This window comes from Methylibium sp. Root1272 (assembly GCF_001425905.1).
GTDB lineage: Bacteria > Pseudomonadota > Gammaproteobacteria > Burkholderiales > Burkholderiaceae_C > Methylibium.
This window is the reverse complement of the sequence record NZ_LMDY01000002.1, coordinates 23,128-38,209: the sequence shown is the minus strand read 5'-3', so window position 1 is coordinate 38,209 and position 15,082 is coordinate 23,128. Positions and strand designations below refer to the sequence as shown.

At 67.6% G+C, this 15,082-nt stretch carries 12 protein-coding genes; 10 read left to right on the top strand and 2 right to left on the bottom strand.

Annotation, left to right across the window (positions count from 1 at the left end; genetic code table 11):
- Positions 1–2: 2 nt before the first annotated feature.
- Both ASC67_RS03595 and ASC67_RS03590 read left to right on the top strand, forming a co-directional pair.
- Entirely contained in the window at positions 3–395 is a 393-nt protein-coding gene (locus ASC67_RS03595) for a hypothetical protein (protein WP_082535803.1), read from the top strand.
- A gap of 72 nt (positions 396–467) precedes the next feature.
- On the top strand, positions 468–1,385 hold the full coding sequence (locus ASC67_RS03590) for a quinoprotein relay system zinc metallohydrolase 2 (protein ID WP_235566211.1): 918 nt from the start codon (positions 468–470) through the stop codon (positions 1,383–1,385).
- A 21-nt stretch (positions 1,386–1,406) separates the two neighbouring features.
- Here ASC67_RS03590 and ASC67_RS03585 read toward each other — a convergent pair whose 3' ends face one another.
- On the bottom strand, positions 1,407–2,588 hold the full coding sequence (locus tag ASC67_RS03585) for a nitrate/nitrite transporter (protein WP_056315221.1): 1,182 nt from the start codon (positions 2,586–2,588) through the stop codon (positions 1,407–1,409).
- Between the two features lie 102 nt (positions 2,589–2,690).
- Between ASC67_RS03585 and ASC67_RS03580 the strand changes: the two genes are divergently transcribed.
- Complete coding sequence (locus ASC67_RS03580; protein ID WP_056315219.1) at positions 2,691–4,253, top strand: AMP nucleosidase; 1,563 nt, start codon at positions 2,691–2,693, stop codon at positions 4,251–4,253.
- A gap of 60 nt (positions 4,254–4,313) precedes the next feature.
- On the opposite strand, the gene ASC67_RS03575 is transcribed toward ASC67_RS03580, so the two are convergent.
- Positions 4,314–5,135 carry a hypothetical protein gene (locus ASC67_RS03575; RefSeq protein WP_156466647.1) on the bottom strand — a complete coding sequence of 274 codons (822 nt, stop codon included), beginning with the start codon at positions 5,133–5,135 and terminating at the stop codon, positions 4,314–4,316.
- A 264-nt stretch (positions 5,136–5,399) separates the two neighbouring features.
- Between ASC67_RS03575 and fusA the strand changes: the two genes are divergently transcribed.
- The 7 genes from fusA (at position 5,400) to ASC67_RS03540 (ending at position 14,983) form a co-directional block, all read left to right on the top strand.
- The gene (fusA, locus tag ASC67_RS03570; RefSeq protein ID WP_056315405.1) at positions 5,400–7,463 is read left to right on the top strand and encodes an elongation factor G; all 2,064 of its coding nucleotides are present in this window, start codon (positions 5,400–5,402) and stop codon (positions 7,461–7,463) included.
- A 290-nt stretch (positions 7,464–7,753) separates the two neighbouring features.
- Positions 7,754–8,203: a type IV pilin protein gene (locus ASC67_RS03565; RefSeq protein ID WP_056315215.1), complete on the top strand. Its 450-nt coding sequence runs from the start codon at positions 7,754–7,756 to the stop codon at positions 8,201–8,203.
- Positions 8,203–8,790 (top strand): GspH/FimT family pseudopilin, encoded by a 588-nt coding sequence (locus ASC67_RS03560; RefSeq protein ID WP_056315403.1) that lies wholly within the window; start codon positions 8,203–8,205, stop codon positions 8,788–8,790. The genes ASC67_RS03565 and ASC67_RS03560 overlap by 1 nt, the downstream gene beginning before the upstream one ends.
- 3 nt (positions 8,791–8,793) lie before the next feature.
- Complete coding sequence (gene pilV, locus ASC67_RS03555) at positions 8,794–9,219, top strand: type IV pilus modification protein PilV (protein WP_056315212.1); 426 nt, start codon at positions 8,794–8,796, stop codon at positions 9,217–9,219.
- On the top strand, positions 9,216–10,412 hold the full coding sequence (locus ASC67_RS03550; protein WP_082535802.1) for a PilW family protein: 1,197 nt from the start codon (positions 9,216–9,218) through the stop codon (positions 10,410–10,412). The genes pilV and ASC67_RS03550 overlap by 4 nt, the downstream gene beginning before the upstream one ends.
- 29 nt (positions 10,413–10,441) lie before the next feature.
- Positions 10,442–11,074, top strand: a complete 633-nt coding sequence (locus ASC67_RS03545; protein WP_056315209.1) for a hypothetical protein — start codon at positions 10,442–10,444, stop codon at positions 11,072–11,074.
- A gap of 78 nt (positions 11,075–11,152) precedes the next feature.
- The gene (locus ASC67_RS03540; RefSeq protein WP_056315400.1) at positions 11,153–14,983 is read left to right on the top strand and encodes a pilus assembly protein; all 3,831 of its coding nucleotides are present in this window, start codon (positions 11,153–11,155) and stop codon (positions 14,981–14,983) included.
- Positions 14,984–15,082: the final 99 nt, after the last annotated feature.

Below are 15,082 nucleotides of genomic sequence, written 5' to 3'. Positions count from 1 at the left end.
CCATGAAACTCCTCTCCTCCCTGCGTCGCCCGGCCTCGCTGCGGTCGGCCGCTGCGGCCTGCGCTCTGCTGTCCGTCGCCGCGACGCCCGCCGCTGCGCACGACTACCCGACCGCCGATCGCGTGGTGTACGTCCAGGAATGCATGAAGCAGAACCCCGGGCACCACTACGAGATGCTCAACAAGTGCTCCTGCGTGCTGGACAAGCTGGCGAGCCAGATCTCCTTCGACGACTTCACGACCATGAGCACCGCCACCAATGCCAACAGCATGGGCGGCGAGCGTGGCAACAGCATCCGGGACGTCGAGGCGATGCAGGTCGAGATCAAGCGCTTCCGTGAACTGCAGGCGGCCGCGCGCAAGAGCTGCTTCTTCGACGTCGGCATCAAGGAGTAGGCCGTCTTTGCGCGGAGCCGGCCGGCGCGACGGTCATCCCACGGAGTCCGCCGCGCGCTGCGCCGTGCAGCGGTGGTGCTGCTGGCCGGCGCGTCCGTCTGCGCAGTCCGCGCGGCGGCGCTCGATCCCATCGCTCCGGGCGTCTACCTGCACCGCGGCGTGCTGGAAGACTGGGGCGCCACCAACCAGGGTGATGTCTCGAACAGCGGCATCGTGGTCGGCAGTCGCTGCGTTGCCGTCATCGACACGGGCGGCAGCGCGGCGGTCGGCCAGCGCCTGCTGGCCGCCGTGCGGAACGTGACGCCGCTGCCGGTGTGCTACGTGATCAACACCCACGCGCACCCGGACCATGTGCTCGGCAACAGCGTGTTCGCGGATGCCGCGCGGCCGGCCGATCAGGCGGCACCGCAGTTCGTCGGCCACCGGCGCCTGCCGGCCGCGCTGGCTGCACGCGGACCGTTCTACCTGAACGCGCTGAAGCGCGACTTCGGTGCCGACTTCGCCGACGGCGCCCGCATCGTGCCCCCGACCCGGCTGGTCGACGACACGCTCGAACTCGACCTCGGCGGGCGTCGCCTCAGCCTGCGCGCCTGGCCGACTGCCCACACCGATGCCGACCTCAGCGTGCTGGACGAGACCAGCGGCACGCTCTTCCTCGGCGACCTGCTGTTCGTCGACCACACGCCGGTGGTCGACGGGCGGCTCAAGGGCTGGCTGGCGGCGCTGGCGCAACTGCGCGGTTGGCAGGGCATCGTCACCGTCGTGCCGGGCCACGGCGCGCCGAGCCGGGCCTGGCCGGCGGCGCTCGATGCCGAGCAGGCCTACCTGACCCGGCTGCAGTCCGATGTGCGCGCGGCCCTCAAGGCCGGGCTGACGCTGCCGCAGGCGGTGGCCCGCATCGCCCCCGATCGGCCCGACTGGAGGCTGCTGGACGTCTTTCACGCCCGCAACGTGACCGCGGCCTACGCCGAGCTGGAGTGGGAAGACTGAAGACCGCAGCCGCGGGAGGCCTCAGCGCGGCGAACCATCGCGGACCAGCAAGGGCCGCAGGCCCCACAGGCCGAGCAGCGGCCCGAGACCGAGCCACGGCAGCAGCAGCGAAAGATCGTAGTGCTGCGCCAGCGCCACGAAGCCCTGGATGCTCAGGATCGAGATCGAGAAGCCGATGCAGTTGACCAGCGTCAGCACGCTGCCGACCGCCTCGCGCGGGGCATGCGTCGCCGTCAGCGCCGAGAACTGCGGCGAATCACCCGCCACGCTGATGCCCCACACCAGCAGCCAGGCCGCGAACACCGCATCGGGTGCGGCCATCGCGAGCGGCGTCAGCACGCAGCACAGGCCGCTCAGCGCCAGTTGCATCGCGGCCACGCGCGCACTGCCGTGGCGCTGCGCCAGCCAGCCACCCGCGACGCACCCGATCGCGCCTGCGCCGATGACAGCGAACGCACCCACCGAGATGGCGGCCCCGTGGAGCCGCGTGGCCAGCAGCGCCGGCAGCAGCACCCACAGCGTGTAGAGCTCCCACATGTGACCGAAGTAGCCGAGCACCGGCGCGCGCAGCCGGCGATCCACCAGCACGGCACCGAAGGCGCGCCACTGCAGGCGCGTGGACCGCGGCAGATGGTCGCTTTCGGGCACCCACCGCCACACCATCCATCCGCCCAGCACCGCGAGCGTCGACACCCCCAGCATCACCTGCTGCCACGGCCAGTGCGCACCCATGGCCCGTAGCGCGTGCGGCGACGCCGTGCCCAGCACCAGCGCGCCGATCAACCAACCCAACGCGCGGCCGAGCCCCTGCGGGTACCAGCCCGCGGCGATCTTCATGCCCACCGGGTAGATGCCGGCAAGGGCGAAGCCGGTCAAGGCCCGCAGCACCCACAGCGTCGGCAGGTCCAGCGCGCCGGGCGGCCAGGCCACGGGAGCGGCGTTGCACAGCGCGCCTGCGATCGCGCACAGCAGGAACACGAGCCGCGGCGAGTGGCGGTCGGCTACCGATCCCAGCGCGAACACCAGCGTGCCGGCGATGAAGCCCAGTTGCACCGCAGAGGTCAGGGAACCGACGGCCGCCGGCGCCAGCCCGAGCGCGTGCTGCAGGTCGGGCATCACGGCGTTGACGGCGAACCACAGCGAGGTGCTCGCGAACTGGGCGGCCACGATGACCGGCAGCACGTGGCGGGGAGCGATCGGCATGGCGCGACCTTATTACACGGTCGGGCCGGCGTCGACCCGCTCGCAGACGGACGGAGGCGACACGCCACAGACGTCGCCTCGCTCAGGCCGCAGAATGCCGTCATGACGACGACAACGACGACGCCTCCCCCGGACGACGGCCCTCGGCGCTACACCGATGCGCAGGCCGCCCTCGACGCCGCGCGCGGCCTCTACGACGCCAGTCTGGCGCGGCTGCGCGACCACCTGCAGCGCTTCCTGGCAGGCGAGGACTTCCCGCAGCGGGTGCGCGCCTGCTACCCCCGCGTGGCCGTCCACGTCGACACCGTGGCGCGGGCCGACACGCCGCTCGCCTACGGCTTCGTCGCCGGCCCGGGCCGCTACGAGACCACGCTGACGAGGCCCGATCTGTTCGGTGACTACTACCTCGAGCAGTTTCGCCTGCTGCTGCGCAACCACGGCGTCGCGCTGGAGATCGGCAGCAGCACGCAGCCGATCCCGGTGCACTTCTCGTTCGCCGAGCACGACCATGTGGAGGGCACGCTGACGCCCGAACGGCGCACGCTGATGCGCGACCTGTTCGACCTGCCCGACCTGGGCGCGATGGACGACGGCATCGCCAACGGCACGCACGAACCGGCGCCCGACGCCAGCGGCGCGGCGGTGCACCCGCTGGCGCTGTTCACCGCGGCGCGCGTCGACTACTCGCTGCACCGGCTGCGCCACTACACCGGCACCACGCCAGAACATTTCCAGAACTTCGTGCTGTTCACGAACTACCAGTTCTACATCGACGAGTTCATCAAGCTCGGCCACGAACTGATGCACCTGCCCCGCGGCCAGGCCTCGCTGTTCGAGGGTGGCAGCGGCGACGGGCAGGACGACGGCTACGTGGCCTTCGTCGAGCCCGGCAACGTGGTGATGCGGCGCAGCGGCTGCACGCTGGAGGCCGGCGACTTTCTGGGTACGCCGCCGCCGCGGCTGCCGCAGATGCCCGCCTACCACCTGGTGCGCCACGACCGCGCCGGCATCACGATGGTGAACATCGGCGTGGGCCCCAGCAACGCCAAGACCATCACCGACCACATCGCCGTGCTGCGCCCGCACGCCTGGATCATGCTGGGCCACTGCGCCGGCCTGCGCACCACGCAGCAACTCGGCGACTACGTGCTGGCCCACGGCTATGTGCGCGAGGACCATGTGCTCGACGAGGAGTTGCCGCTGTGGGTGCCGATCCCGCCTCTGGCGGAGATCCAGGTGGCGCTGGAAGCCGCGGTGGCCGACGTGACCCAGCTCGAGCGCAGCGAACTCAAGCGCGTGATGCGCACCGGCACCGTCGCCAGCACCGACAACCGCAACTGGGAGCTGCTGCCCTTTCACCACAGCCACAGCACGCCGGAACGCCGCTTCAGCCAGAGCCGTGCGATCGCGCTCGACATGGAGAGCGCCACCATCGCCGCCAACGGCTTCCGCTTCCGCGTGCCCTACGGCACGCTGCTGTGCGTGAGCGACAAGCCGCTGCACGGCGAGATCAAGCTGCCCGGCATGGCCAACCACTTCTACCGCGAGCGCGTGAACCAGCACCTGCGCATCGGGTTGCGGGCGGTCGAGCTGCTGCGGCGCAACGGCATCGACCAGCTGCACAGCCGCAAGCTGAGGAGCTTTGCGGAGGTGGCGTTTCAGTGAGCGCTGGGGCGGCGGAGCCCCGACGCTCGAGGTGCCCAGCGCTCCAGCGAGGTCGAGGGGTCAGGTCGTCGTGACGTCGTAGGTCGTCGTGACGCCGTTGACGGTGAGAACGACACGGAAGGTGTTGGCACTCAACCGCGTGACCGAGGCCTCGCCATTGCTCGCATAGACATAGGCAGCGCCAGAGGTCGCGCCGAAGTCGTCGAACAGCACGTTCCATGTGCCATTGCCACAGTCGCACTGGTGGCTACCGTTCGCAAGGCCAGCGCTGTAGCTCGCGTCGTTGCCCCACACGTAGCCCCCGAGGGTGGTGATGCACGACACGCTGCTCGTTCCCGGCGTGCAAACCGAAGAGCCCGTCAAGGCCGTGTTCGGCGCGTTCGTGCCCGTCACGGTCACGTTACTGAAGTCGAGGTCGTATTCGGTCACCGTGCTCGATACCACGGTTGGAGAAATGACGCTGCTGCCGGTGAAGGCGTAGCCGGCGTTGGCGCACGCGTTGTAGGTGTAGTTGAAACCCGCACCGTTCGTCGCGAACGTGATGGTGCCGCTTCCGCCCGGGCAAGCATAGGGCGAAGTGGACGCGTCGAGCACGCCGGGTGCCATTTCGACCAGTTGCTGTGCGGCAGCTGCCTCGTCGGAGAGCTGATAGGTGAGCACCATCTCCTGCGCCAACGAAATGGCCGTCGGTTGATTCTGCTGCAGGGTCAAGGACGGATCACTGAGGCCCGCCGCCGGCCGCGGTGGAGCATTCGTTCCCGAATCACCGCCACCGCCACCGCCGCCGCCACCGCCGCATGCGGTCAACAAAACGACCAGGCCACAAGCCGCCAGCGTAACGACACGAGCCTCAGGGTTCAACTTGGAGAGCGCTTTGAGCATGGTGTGATGGTTCCGTCTCGATAGGGGTCAGCATGCGATCTTAGTGGCTTCCAGCGCGCGCAAGGACAGATGTCCTCCCGCGTCTGCGGGCCTCCAACGCGCTAGGGCCCGATCAAGCGTGAAGTCTGTGGCACCCGCCCGATGTCGCCCTGGAGATGAGCCGACGGCCGCACACAAAGTTCCATGGCCCGCTTGTGGCTTGCCGATCGATCTTCTACGCTCGGGCCATCCCACTCGATGCCGATCCGGCCGAAGGAGAGTGCCATGCCGCAGGGGATGAACGCACTGGACCCGCACGCGATCCGCACGGTCGCCCTGATCGGCGCCGTCGCTGCCGGCAAGACCACGCTCGTCGAGGCGCTGCTGCACCGGGCCGGGGCGATCGGTGTCCCCGGCAGCGTGGAGCGCGGCAGCACCGTCAGCGATCACGACCCGCTGGAACGACAGTTCCAGCATTCGCTGAACACCTCGCTCGTGCACCTGCGGCACCGCGACACGCGCATCCATCTCATCGACGCCCCCGGCCATCCTGACTTCAGCGGACCGGCGCTGGCAGCGCTGGAGGCCGTCGAGACTGCCGCGATCTTGATCGATGCCGCCAGCGGCGTGGACGCCGGCACGCAGCGCCTGATGGAAACGGCCGCAAGCCGCGGCCTGTGCCGGCTCGTGATCGTCAACAAGATCGACGCGCAGGATGTCGATCTGGCGGCGCTGGTCGAGCAGTTGCGCGCCACCTTCGGCAAGGAATGCCTGCCGCTGAACCTGCCGGCGCGCGGAGGCAGCGAGGTGGTCGACTGCTTCTTCCGCCCCGAGGCCGCGGCCGGGCACGAAGCGGACTTCTCCTCGGTCGCCGCGGCCCACCGCGCGCTGGTCGAGCAGGTGGTGGAGATCGATGCGGCGCTCGTCGAGCGCTACCTGGAGAGCGGCGACGTCGATCCGCGCGAACTGCACGCGCCGCTCGAACAGGCGCTGCGCGAGGGGCACCTGATCCCGATCTGCTTCGTCTCTGCCCGCCACGGCGCCGGCGTGAGCGAACTGCTCGACATCCTCACCGCACTCATGCCGAACCCGGCCGAAGGCAACCCGCCGCGCTTCCTGCGCGGCGAGGGCGCGCAGGCGACGCCCATCACCGCGCGGCCCGACCCGGCACTGCACGTGCTGGCGCACGTGTTCAAGCTGACCGTCGATCCGTACGTCGGCAAGCTCGGCATCTTCCGCATCCACCAAGGCACCGTCACCAGCGACAGCCAGCTCTACGTGGGCGATGGCCGCAAGCCTTTCAAGGTCGGGCACCTGTTCCTGTTGCAGGGCAAGAGCCTGATCGAGGTGGAACGGGCTGGGCCGGGAGAACTGTGCGCAGTGGCCAAGGTCGACGACATCCACTTCGACGCGGTGCTGCACGACGCTGCCGAGGACGACCACATCCACCTGGCGCCGCTCGACTTTCCGGTGCCGGTGCACGGCCTGGCCATCGAGCCGCAGCGCCATGGGGACGAGCAACGGGTGTGGGACATCCTGCAGAAGCTGGTGGCCGAAGACCCATGCCTGCGCATCGAACAGGTCGCGGCGACGCACGAGACGGTGGTCTGGGGCCTGGGCGAGCTGCACCTGCGGGCGCTGCTGATGCGCCTGCGTGAATTGCACCGACTCGAGGTGACGACCCGACCACCGCGGATCGCGTACCGCGAGACCGTCACCGCGCCGGCCGCCGGCCAGCACCGCCACAAGAAGCAGACCGGCGGCGCCGGGCAGTTCGGCGAAGTGCACCTGCGCATCGAGCCGCTGCCGCGCGGGGCCGGCTTCGAGTTCATCGACGCCGTGAAGGGTGGCGCGATCCCGTCGAGCTTCATGCCGGCGGTCGAGAAGGGCGTGCGCCAGGCCATGGCCGAAGGCGTGATCGCCGGCTACCCGGTGCTCGACGTGCGCGTGGTGGTGCACGACGGCAAGCACCACAGCGTCGACAGCAAGGAGATCGCGTTCGTGACCGCGGCGCGCAAGGCCTTCGTCGCCGCGGCACGCGCGGCACAGCCGATCGTGCTGGAGCCGGTGGTCGACGTGGAGATCACCGCCCCCGAGACCCACATGGGCGACCTGACCGGCGACCTGGCATCACGACGCGGGCAGGTGATCGGCAGCAACGCGGCCCGACCGGGGCAGATGGTGGTGCGGGCGCTGCTGCCCTTGTCGGAACTGGCGAACTACCAGTCGCGCCTCCATGCGCTGACCGGCGGCCAGGGACGCTACATCCTGCGCTTCAGCCACTACCAGGCGGCGCCGGCGGGCGTGCAGCAGGCGCTGGCGGCGGCGCACGTCGGGGAAGAGGTGTGAGGCCGGGCAGCGCGGCGTAGCCGCAGGCAGTGCTTCTCCCGGCGGGCCGGCGTGACGGCGGTGCGACGCTCGCCGACCGTTCATCGACCGCAGACGGCACTTCGTCCGGTTGCCATCCAGCACCCCACGGAATGCGTGACATGCTTCATGGGCACGCGCGGCGCCACCACCCATACTGCTTGCAAGCGGATCCGCGGCCTGCCATGAGGCGGCGGCTCTCCGACCAACGAATTCGAGTCGGCCTGCGCTATCCAGGCCTTCAAGCCAGCGAACCGGAACGGGAAAGTCACATGCGACGATTCACTTTCAAGCGACAGTCGGGCTTCACGCTCATCGAGGTGATGATCGTCGTCGCGATCATCGGCATCCTGGCAGCGATCGCGTATCCGAGCTATCGCGACTACATCCTGCGCGGACGACTGGTCGACGGGACCAATGGTCTCGCGTCGATGCGCGCCGAGATGGAGCGCCATTTCCAGGACAACCGGACCTACGCGACGGTCGGCGCCTTCACCACGCCCTGCGCACGTGCTGCCGCGGCGCGGACGTTCGGCAACTTCGTGGTGAGCTGTTCCGCGGGTCCGACAGCGACGACCTACACGCTGCTCGCGACCGGCAACGGTCCGGTGGTCAATTTCGGCTTCACCGTCACCGAGGCCGATGTGCGTGCGACCACGACGACTGTCACCGGCTGGACCACGGGTGGCGCCTGCTGGCTCGTCAAGAAGGGGCAGTGCTGATGCTTCCGGGCCGCCGCGCTCGCGGCTTCACGCTGGTGGAGCTGATGGTCTCGGTCACATTGCTGGCGATCCTGCTGGCTGTTGCGGCCCCGTCGTTCGCGAGTTGGATCCGCAACACGCGCGTACGCACCACGACCCAGGTACTGCAGGACGGCCTGCGGCTGGCGCAGGCCGAGGCCGTGCGGCGCAATCGGACCGTGAGTTTCTTCCTGACCAACGTCGCGAACCCCACAGCAACCTCGGCCGCTGCAGCCAACGGCAGCAACTGGGGCGTCCGCACGCTGACGCTGATCACCGGCGAGACGGCAGAACTCGTTCGCAGCGGTGCGCTGGCCGGCGTGGTCGCGGGCGTCAACATCACCGGGCCCAGTGCGGTGTGCTTCAACGCCGCCGGCCAGCAGGTGGCGAATGCGACCGAGGGCTGCGCCATCGATCCCACCTCACCCACGGTGACCTATGACGTCGCGCACGGCAGTGCCGTGGCAGGGGTCGACCGGTCGCTGCGTGTCACCGCTTCGTTGGGGGGTCGCGTGCGCATGTGCGATCCTGCCAAGACCCTGTCCGCCACCAATCCCGATGGGTGTTGAGTGATGAATCTCTTCGTGAAACCCTCTTCTCCCCCGCGACCGTCACAACGGCAGCGTGGAAGCACGCTGCTCGAAGTGCTGGTGTCGGTACTGATCTTCTCGTTCGGCATTCTCGGCCTCGTGGCGATGCAAGTCCGCGCGACCCAGTACTCGGTCGATGCAGAAGACCGCAATCGTGCAGCATTGCTGGCTGATGACCTCGCCGCGCAGATGCGTCTGGCCCGCACGGTCACGCTGCCCACGGCTCAGATCACGGCGTGGCAGACGCGGGTCGCCGACGCCACGACACAGGGACTGCCCAGCGGTACCGCCACGATCACGGTCGCCGGCAACACGGCACTGATCACGATCACGTGGCAGCAACCCCGTTCGACGCTGACCAGTCAATTGGTGACCGAGGTCGTTCTGACGACCGAGGAGGTGACATGAGCATGTCTAGCGCCTCTCGAGGCCGCCTGTCGAGGTCGCGCGGTGTGCGGGGCTTCTCGCTCGTCGAACTGCTGGTTGCGGTCGCCATCGGCCTCGTCGTCACGCTCGCGGTCTTCGGCGTGCTGGCCGCCAGCGAAGGACGCAAGCGAACGTCGGTGTCGCTCAATGACGCCAACCAGTCTGGTGCCTATGCGGCCTACACCCTCGACCGCCTGATTCGCAGTGCCGGCTCGGGATTTGCCGACGGGTGGACCCGTGTCGGGGCTTGCCGTTTGAATGCTCGGCTGCCCGCCAGCCAGGCATGGCCCCGCACGGCCGCGCTGCCCGCACCATTTGCCGGCGTGCCCCAGACATTGCGTCTTGCGCCGATCGTGATCTTCCAGGGGGCGTCGGCCACCGGCTCGGATGTCGTGATGGTGATGAGCGGATCAGCAGGCTTCGGCGAGTCGCCTGCCTCGCTGCTGCCGCGCACCGGCACCGATGTGGCGGCCAACCAATGGCGCCTCAACAACACGATCGGCTTTCGCGGTGGCGACCTTGTGATGCTGTCGGGTGCAGGCGAATGCCTGCTCACGCAACTGACGGCCGGATTCGCCGGTGGCGCAACGCAGGCCCTGCCCTTTGACACAGCGGGGGCTTACTACACCGCGAGCGGCACGAACACGTCGCTGGCCACCTTGGCATCGCTGTCGAGTGCCGACGCGTTTGCCATCGGAAACATCGCGAACAACACCCCCCAGTTCCAGTTGTTCGGCGTCGGCGACAACAGCACGCTGTTCAGCTACGACCTGCTGCTCATCAACGGCCAGAACACACCGCTGCCGCTGGCCGAAGGCGTGATCGCCCTGCGCGCGGTTTACGGGGTCGACACCAACGACAACGGCGTGATCGATGACTGGGTCGCGCCCTCGGGCGCGACCTGGGGCGGCACAGCCTTGATGGACGGCTCTGCGGCTTCGACCACGAATCTGCGGCGCATCGTGGCCGTGAGACTCGGTCTGGTCATGCGATCTTCCCTGGTTGAAAGGGAAGACGTGGCACCCGCGTCCGTCAGCCTCTTTGCCGACCTGAGCAGCGGCGGCACGCCAGGAGCGCTGACGCGCACCGTGGCCATTGCCACCGCCGATCGCACGATGCGCCACCGCACCATCGAGCTCACGGTCCCCGTCCGCAACCTGCTGCTGCGTCCCTGACCATGAACCACCGACACACGCTTGCTGTCTTGCGCTCCGCCCACGATCGCGGGCAGCGCGGCGCCGTCCTGATCATCAGCCTCATCGTGCTGGTGGTGATGCTGATCTCGGCCGCGGCGCTGATGCGGTCGTTCGACATCTCGCTGACGACCGCCGGCAATCTGGCCTTCAAGCGCGATCTGGCGCAACAGAGCGAGCAGGCGGCCGAGACCATCCTAGCCCGGTTCCGCGCGGGCGGTGCGCTGATCGGTGCGGCAGCAAGAGAAGCCAACTCGCCGGCACTGAACTACAGCGCCACGGTGCTGCCCAGCAACCCGCAAGGCATCCCGAACACCTTGCTGGCGAACGACGCCACGTTCACCGGCGCCTGGACTGGCGCCGACATCAACGCCGGCCAGGGGATCACCCTGCGCTACGTCGTCGACAGGATGTGCGCGACAGCCGGCACGGGATCCGAAACACCCGACAACTGCTCGGTCGCCGATGCCAGCCTGCAGCCCGGCGGCAGCGCCTCGGAGTGGCAGCGCGCAGAGCGCGCCAGCGTGGGAGGGGCCCGCGGTGCGGTGGCGCAGCCGGTGGTCTACCGGCTCACCATCCGCGCGACCGGGCCTCGCAACACGCAGTCCTTCTTCCAGAGCACGTTCTCCTGCTGCGACAGCTGAAGAACGCTGCCGTCTGCCCGGATATCGTCTTCGATGCGCGCCCCAGAACTCTTCGTGAATCCGCGTGAGGTACTCGTCATGACCACTCGACCCCCCCGAAATCGTCCCGCTCCGGAACGCAAGGTTCTGCGGCGACTTGGCGCTGCGGCACAAGCCTTGGTGGTCGGCTCGACGCTGGCGTGGACGCTTCAGGCGAGTGCCGCCACGACCCTGGCCGATTCGCCGGTGTTCGCCACCAGTGCGGTTCCTGGCAACGTGGCACTGGCGCTCTCCGTGGAATGGCCCACCGCAGTGCGCTCCGCGCACACCACAGCCTATGTGAGCACCGAGACCTACCTCGGATATTTCGATCCGAACAAGTGCTACCTCTACCAGTACTACGCAACCGAGACAGCGACTGAACTCCGCCACTTCTATCCCAATGGGGTCAACACAGCGCACAACTGCACCGGCGCCAACGAGTGGAGCGGCAACTATCTGAACTGGGCCTCCACACCGACCATCGACCCGTTTCGTTGGGCGATGACCGGCGGATACCGGATCATCGACACGACCACGACGACTATCCTCCAGAAGTCGCGCGACACGGGTCAGGGCCTTGCGCCTGACAAGAGCATCACGGCGGCAGCCACGGTGGCCGAGGCGTCACCGCTCGGCTTCAACAACCTCCATACGCGCATCCAGAGCCAGGGCATCAACATGCTCTTCGCCTCGTCGTCGGCAGCGCTTGGCGGCGCCGTAGCCGACTACAACCCGGCTGTCGCTCCTGTGGTTGGCACCGTCTACCGCGCGGTGATGCGGGTCAAGGTGTGCGACACGGCCACCGCAGCAGGTGGGGTCGAGGCCAACTGCAAGCAGTACGGCAGTAATTGGAAGCCGGAAGGATTGATCCAGAAATACTCGAACCGCATCCGTTTCAGTGCGTTTGGCTATCTGAACCACAGCGACTTCCTGCGCGACGGTGCGGTGCTGCGCGCGCAACAGAAGTTCGTCGGCCCCACGCGTCCCGTTCCCGGCGAGCCCGCAGTCACGAATGCTGCGACCGAATGGGATGCAACGACAGGTGTTTTCTACATCAACCCCGATGCGACCGACGCGACGCAGACCAATACCGACTTCACTCCCAGCGTCTCGATCACCAACAGCGGGGTGATGAATTATCTGAACAAGTTCGGTCAGCTCAATACCAATGACTACAAGAGCTACGACCCCGTCAGCGAGCTTTACTACACCGCGCTGCGCTACTTCAAGAATCAGGGCAACGTCCCGGAATACACGACCATGGGGGCCGCCAATGCGGCGACCCGCACGACCTACCTCGACGACTTCCCGGTCATCACCAATTGGAACGACCCGATCCAGTACTCGTGCCAGCGCAACTTCATCCTGGGCATCGGCGACATCTACACCCACCGCGACAAGAACCTGCCCGGCAATACCGGACGCACCGACGAACCTGCCGTGCCGGCCCTGGTCTCCGGTGACAACACCTTTGGCGCGGGAGCCAGTGTCACCACATGGACCAACAACGCCTTTACGCTGCAGGGTTTGGCCAACCCGAACTGGAATGACTACAGCGGCCGAGCCAACTCGGCGGGCATCGTCGGAATGGCGTATTACGCCAACACCACGGACATCCGCCCGACCGTGACGGGCAATGTAGCAACCGAAGGAAAGCAGACCATCCAGACTTACTGGGTCGACGTTCTGGAGCAGCCTTTCGTTGCCGACAATCAGTTCTATCTTGCCGCCAAGTACGGCGGCTTCGATGTGCCGGACGACTACAACGCCGCCACCCGCACCGCAGCGCTGCCGAACGAGTGGTGGTCCACGACAGGTCAGACCGTCGGTGCCCAGAACCGCCCCGACAACTATTTCACCGCGGGCCGACCCGACACGATGGTGGTGGGCCTCACTACGGCATTCGAGAAGATTGCCGCGGCGCTGGAGGCCTTCACGACCTCGTTCTCGACCTCGGTGCCGCAGGTGGCCGTGTCCGGCAACGGCAGCTATAGCGCGCAATACGACCCGAACAACTGGACCGGCCAGGTGCAGGCCAGCGAACTGTCGTTCAATGCCGTTGGCGATCCGACCTTGACCGCTCAATGGACTGCGACGAGCAAGCTCGCCGCGCAGCTGGCAGGAACGGGCTGGGACACCAACCGCAATGTGGTGACCTGGGATCCGCTGGCCGCGACGCCTACCGGTGTGGCCTTCCGTTCGACCAGCACGGGCGCGGGGCGCGTCAACGCCACGCAACTGGGTCTGCTCGACACGACCTATCGCGCCGACAACGACAGCGCCGACTACCTGAACTACCTGCGGGGCGATCGCACGCACGAGCAGGCCTCGACGGTCACCGGGAGCACACGCGCCTACCGCACGCGCACGCAGTTGCTCGGCGACATCGTCGGCTCGCGGGCACGGCCGGTCGGCCCGCCTTCGCTGCCGCTGTCCGACGCGACCAATCCCGGCTACAGCACGTTCAGGACGACCTGGAGAACGCGCCCGACGGTCGTCTATGTCGGCGCAAACGACGGCATGCTGCATGCGTTCAACGGCGCGCTCACCGGCGCCGACGCCGGCCGCGAGGTCTTCGCGTACGTGCCCAACGCCGTGTTCAATGGGCCCGACGGTACGCCGGGTGTCAGCGGCCTGGCCTCGCTGGGCCGCTCGCCGCTGAACCATCGCTATCTTGTCAATGCCACCCCGACGTCGTATGACGTCGACATGGGCAAGACATGGAACGGCTCCGGTGTGGGCACCTCGACCAACTGGCGCTCGGTCCTGATCGGAGGCCTGGGCAAGGGAGGGCGGGCCTACTACGCGATCGACGTCACCAACCCTGCCGGCATCACCAACGAGGCGACGGCTGCCGCCAATGTGCTGTGGGAGTTCACGGCACCCCAGATGGGCTATACCTTCGGCGAACCGGTCGTCGTGAAGACGCGCAAGTACGGCTGGACGGTGATCCTGCCGTCGGGCTACAACACGCCGGATGGTCAGGGCTACCTGTTCTTCGTGAACCCGAGCACCGGGGCCTTGCTGGAAACCGTCGCGACCGGCGTGGGATCTGTCGCCAACGATGCAGGTCTGGCGCACGCGAATGCCTACGTCGTCGACTTCACCGACGGCTATGCCGATGCCGTCTACGCCGGCGACCTGCTGGGCAACCTGTGGCGCTTCGACGTCACGGGCGCCAGTGGTACCTACCCCGCGCCTTTGCGCCTCGCAACGCTCAGTCACCCGACCGATGGCGCTCAACCGGTGACCTCGCGGCCCATCATCGAGTTGCACCCGCGCACGAAGCAACGCGTGGTGATGGTCGGGACAGGCCGCTTGCTGGCCGACACCGACATTGCCTCGACGCAGGAGCAGACCTTCTACGCGATCGCCGATGGCAACTCGGTGTCTTTCAATACGACGGCCATGCTGCCGACCGGCATTACCTTCCCCATCACTCGGACTCAGTTGGTAGCGAACACCGACCTGCTGACAGGCTACACCGCCACCACGGCGAAGCCGATGGGTTGGTTCGTCGACCTCGGCAAGAACGCCGGGAACAACGTCGCCTGGCGACTGGTTTCCGATCCGACGACCTTCTTCGGAACGGTGGCCTTCGCACCGACCTTGCCGAACGGAGATGCCTGCAGCCCCTCCGGTATGAGCCGAATCTACGGCACGGACTTCTCGAACGGACTCTCGAAGCTGACCCAGAACACCACGGTGGTCTCTTACATTTCCGGCGGCACGGGGGTCATCACCGATCTTCGCTTCCTCAGCGTCGACGGCAAGGTTCGCCTCGTGTCGGGCAGTGACCGCGGCGCGGTTCAACGTGTCCCCGGCAACTTCGGCACCACGATCGGGCTGAAGCGACTCAACTGGCGCGAACTGCCGCTCTCCAACTGACAGAAGCGCCAAACGACGACTCACACCACCACACCAAGGCCCGCTGCAGGAAACTGCAGCGGGCCTTGGTACTTCACAAGCGCATGAAGTCTCGAGCCA

What these genes read in the sequence shown, in the direction of transcription:
- ASC67_RS03585 (WP_056315221.1), bottom strand. Translation starts at nt 2,588, where the DNA reads ATGCCGATCGCTCCCCGCCACGTGCTGCCGGTCATCGTGGCCGCCCAG.
- ASC67_RS03540 (WP_056315400.1), top strand. Translation starts at nt 11,153, where the DNA reads ATGACCACTCGACCCCCCCGAAATCGTCCCGCTCCGGAACGCAAGGTT.
- ASC67_RS03560 (WP_056315403.1), top strand. Translation starts at nt 8,203, where the DNA reads ATGCTTCCGGGCCGCCGCGCTCGCGGCTTCACGCTGGTGGAGCTGATG.
- pilV (WP_056315212.1), top strand. Translation starts at nt 8,794, where the DNA reads ATGAATCTCTTCGTGAAACCCTCTTCTCCCCCGCGACCGTCACAACGG.
- fusA (WP_056315405.1), top strand. Translation starts at nt 5,400, where the DNA reads ATGCCGCAGGGGATGAACGCACTGGACCCGCACGCGATCCGCACGGTC.
- ASC67_RS03575 (WP_156466647.1), bottom strand. Translation starts at nt 5,135, where the DNA reads ATGCTCAAAGCGCTCTCCAAGTTGAACCCTGAGGCTCGTGTCGTTACG.
- ASC67_RS03580 (WP_056315219.1), top strand. Translation starts at nt 2,691, where the DNA reads ATGACGACGACAACGACGACGCCTCCCCCGGACGACGGCCCTCGGCGC.
- ASC67_RS03550 (WP_082535802.1), top strand. Translation starts at nt 9,216, where the DNA reads ATGAGCATGTCTAGCGCCTCTCGAGGCCGCCTGTCGAGGTCGCGCGGT.
- ASC67_RS03595 (WP_082535803.1), top strand. Translation starts at nt 3, where the DNA reads ATGAAACTCCTCTCCTCCCTGCGTCGCCCGGCCTCGCTGCGGTCGGCC.
- ASC67_RS03565 (WP_056315215.1), top strand. Translation starts at nt 7,754, where the DNA reads ATGCGACGATTCACTTTCAAGCGACAGTCGGGCTTCACGCTCATCGAG.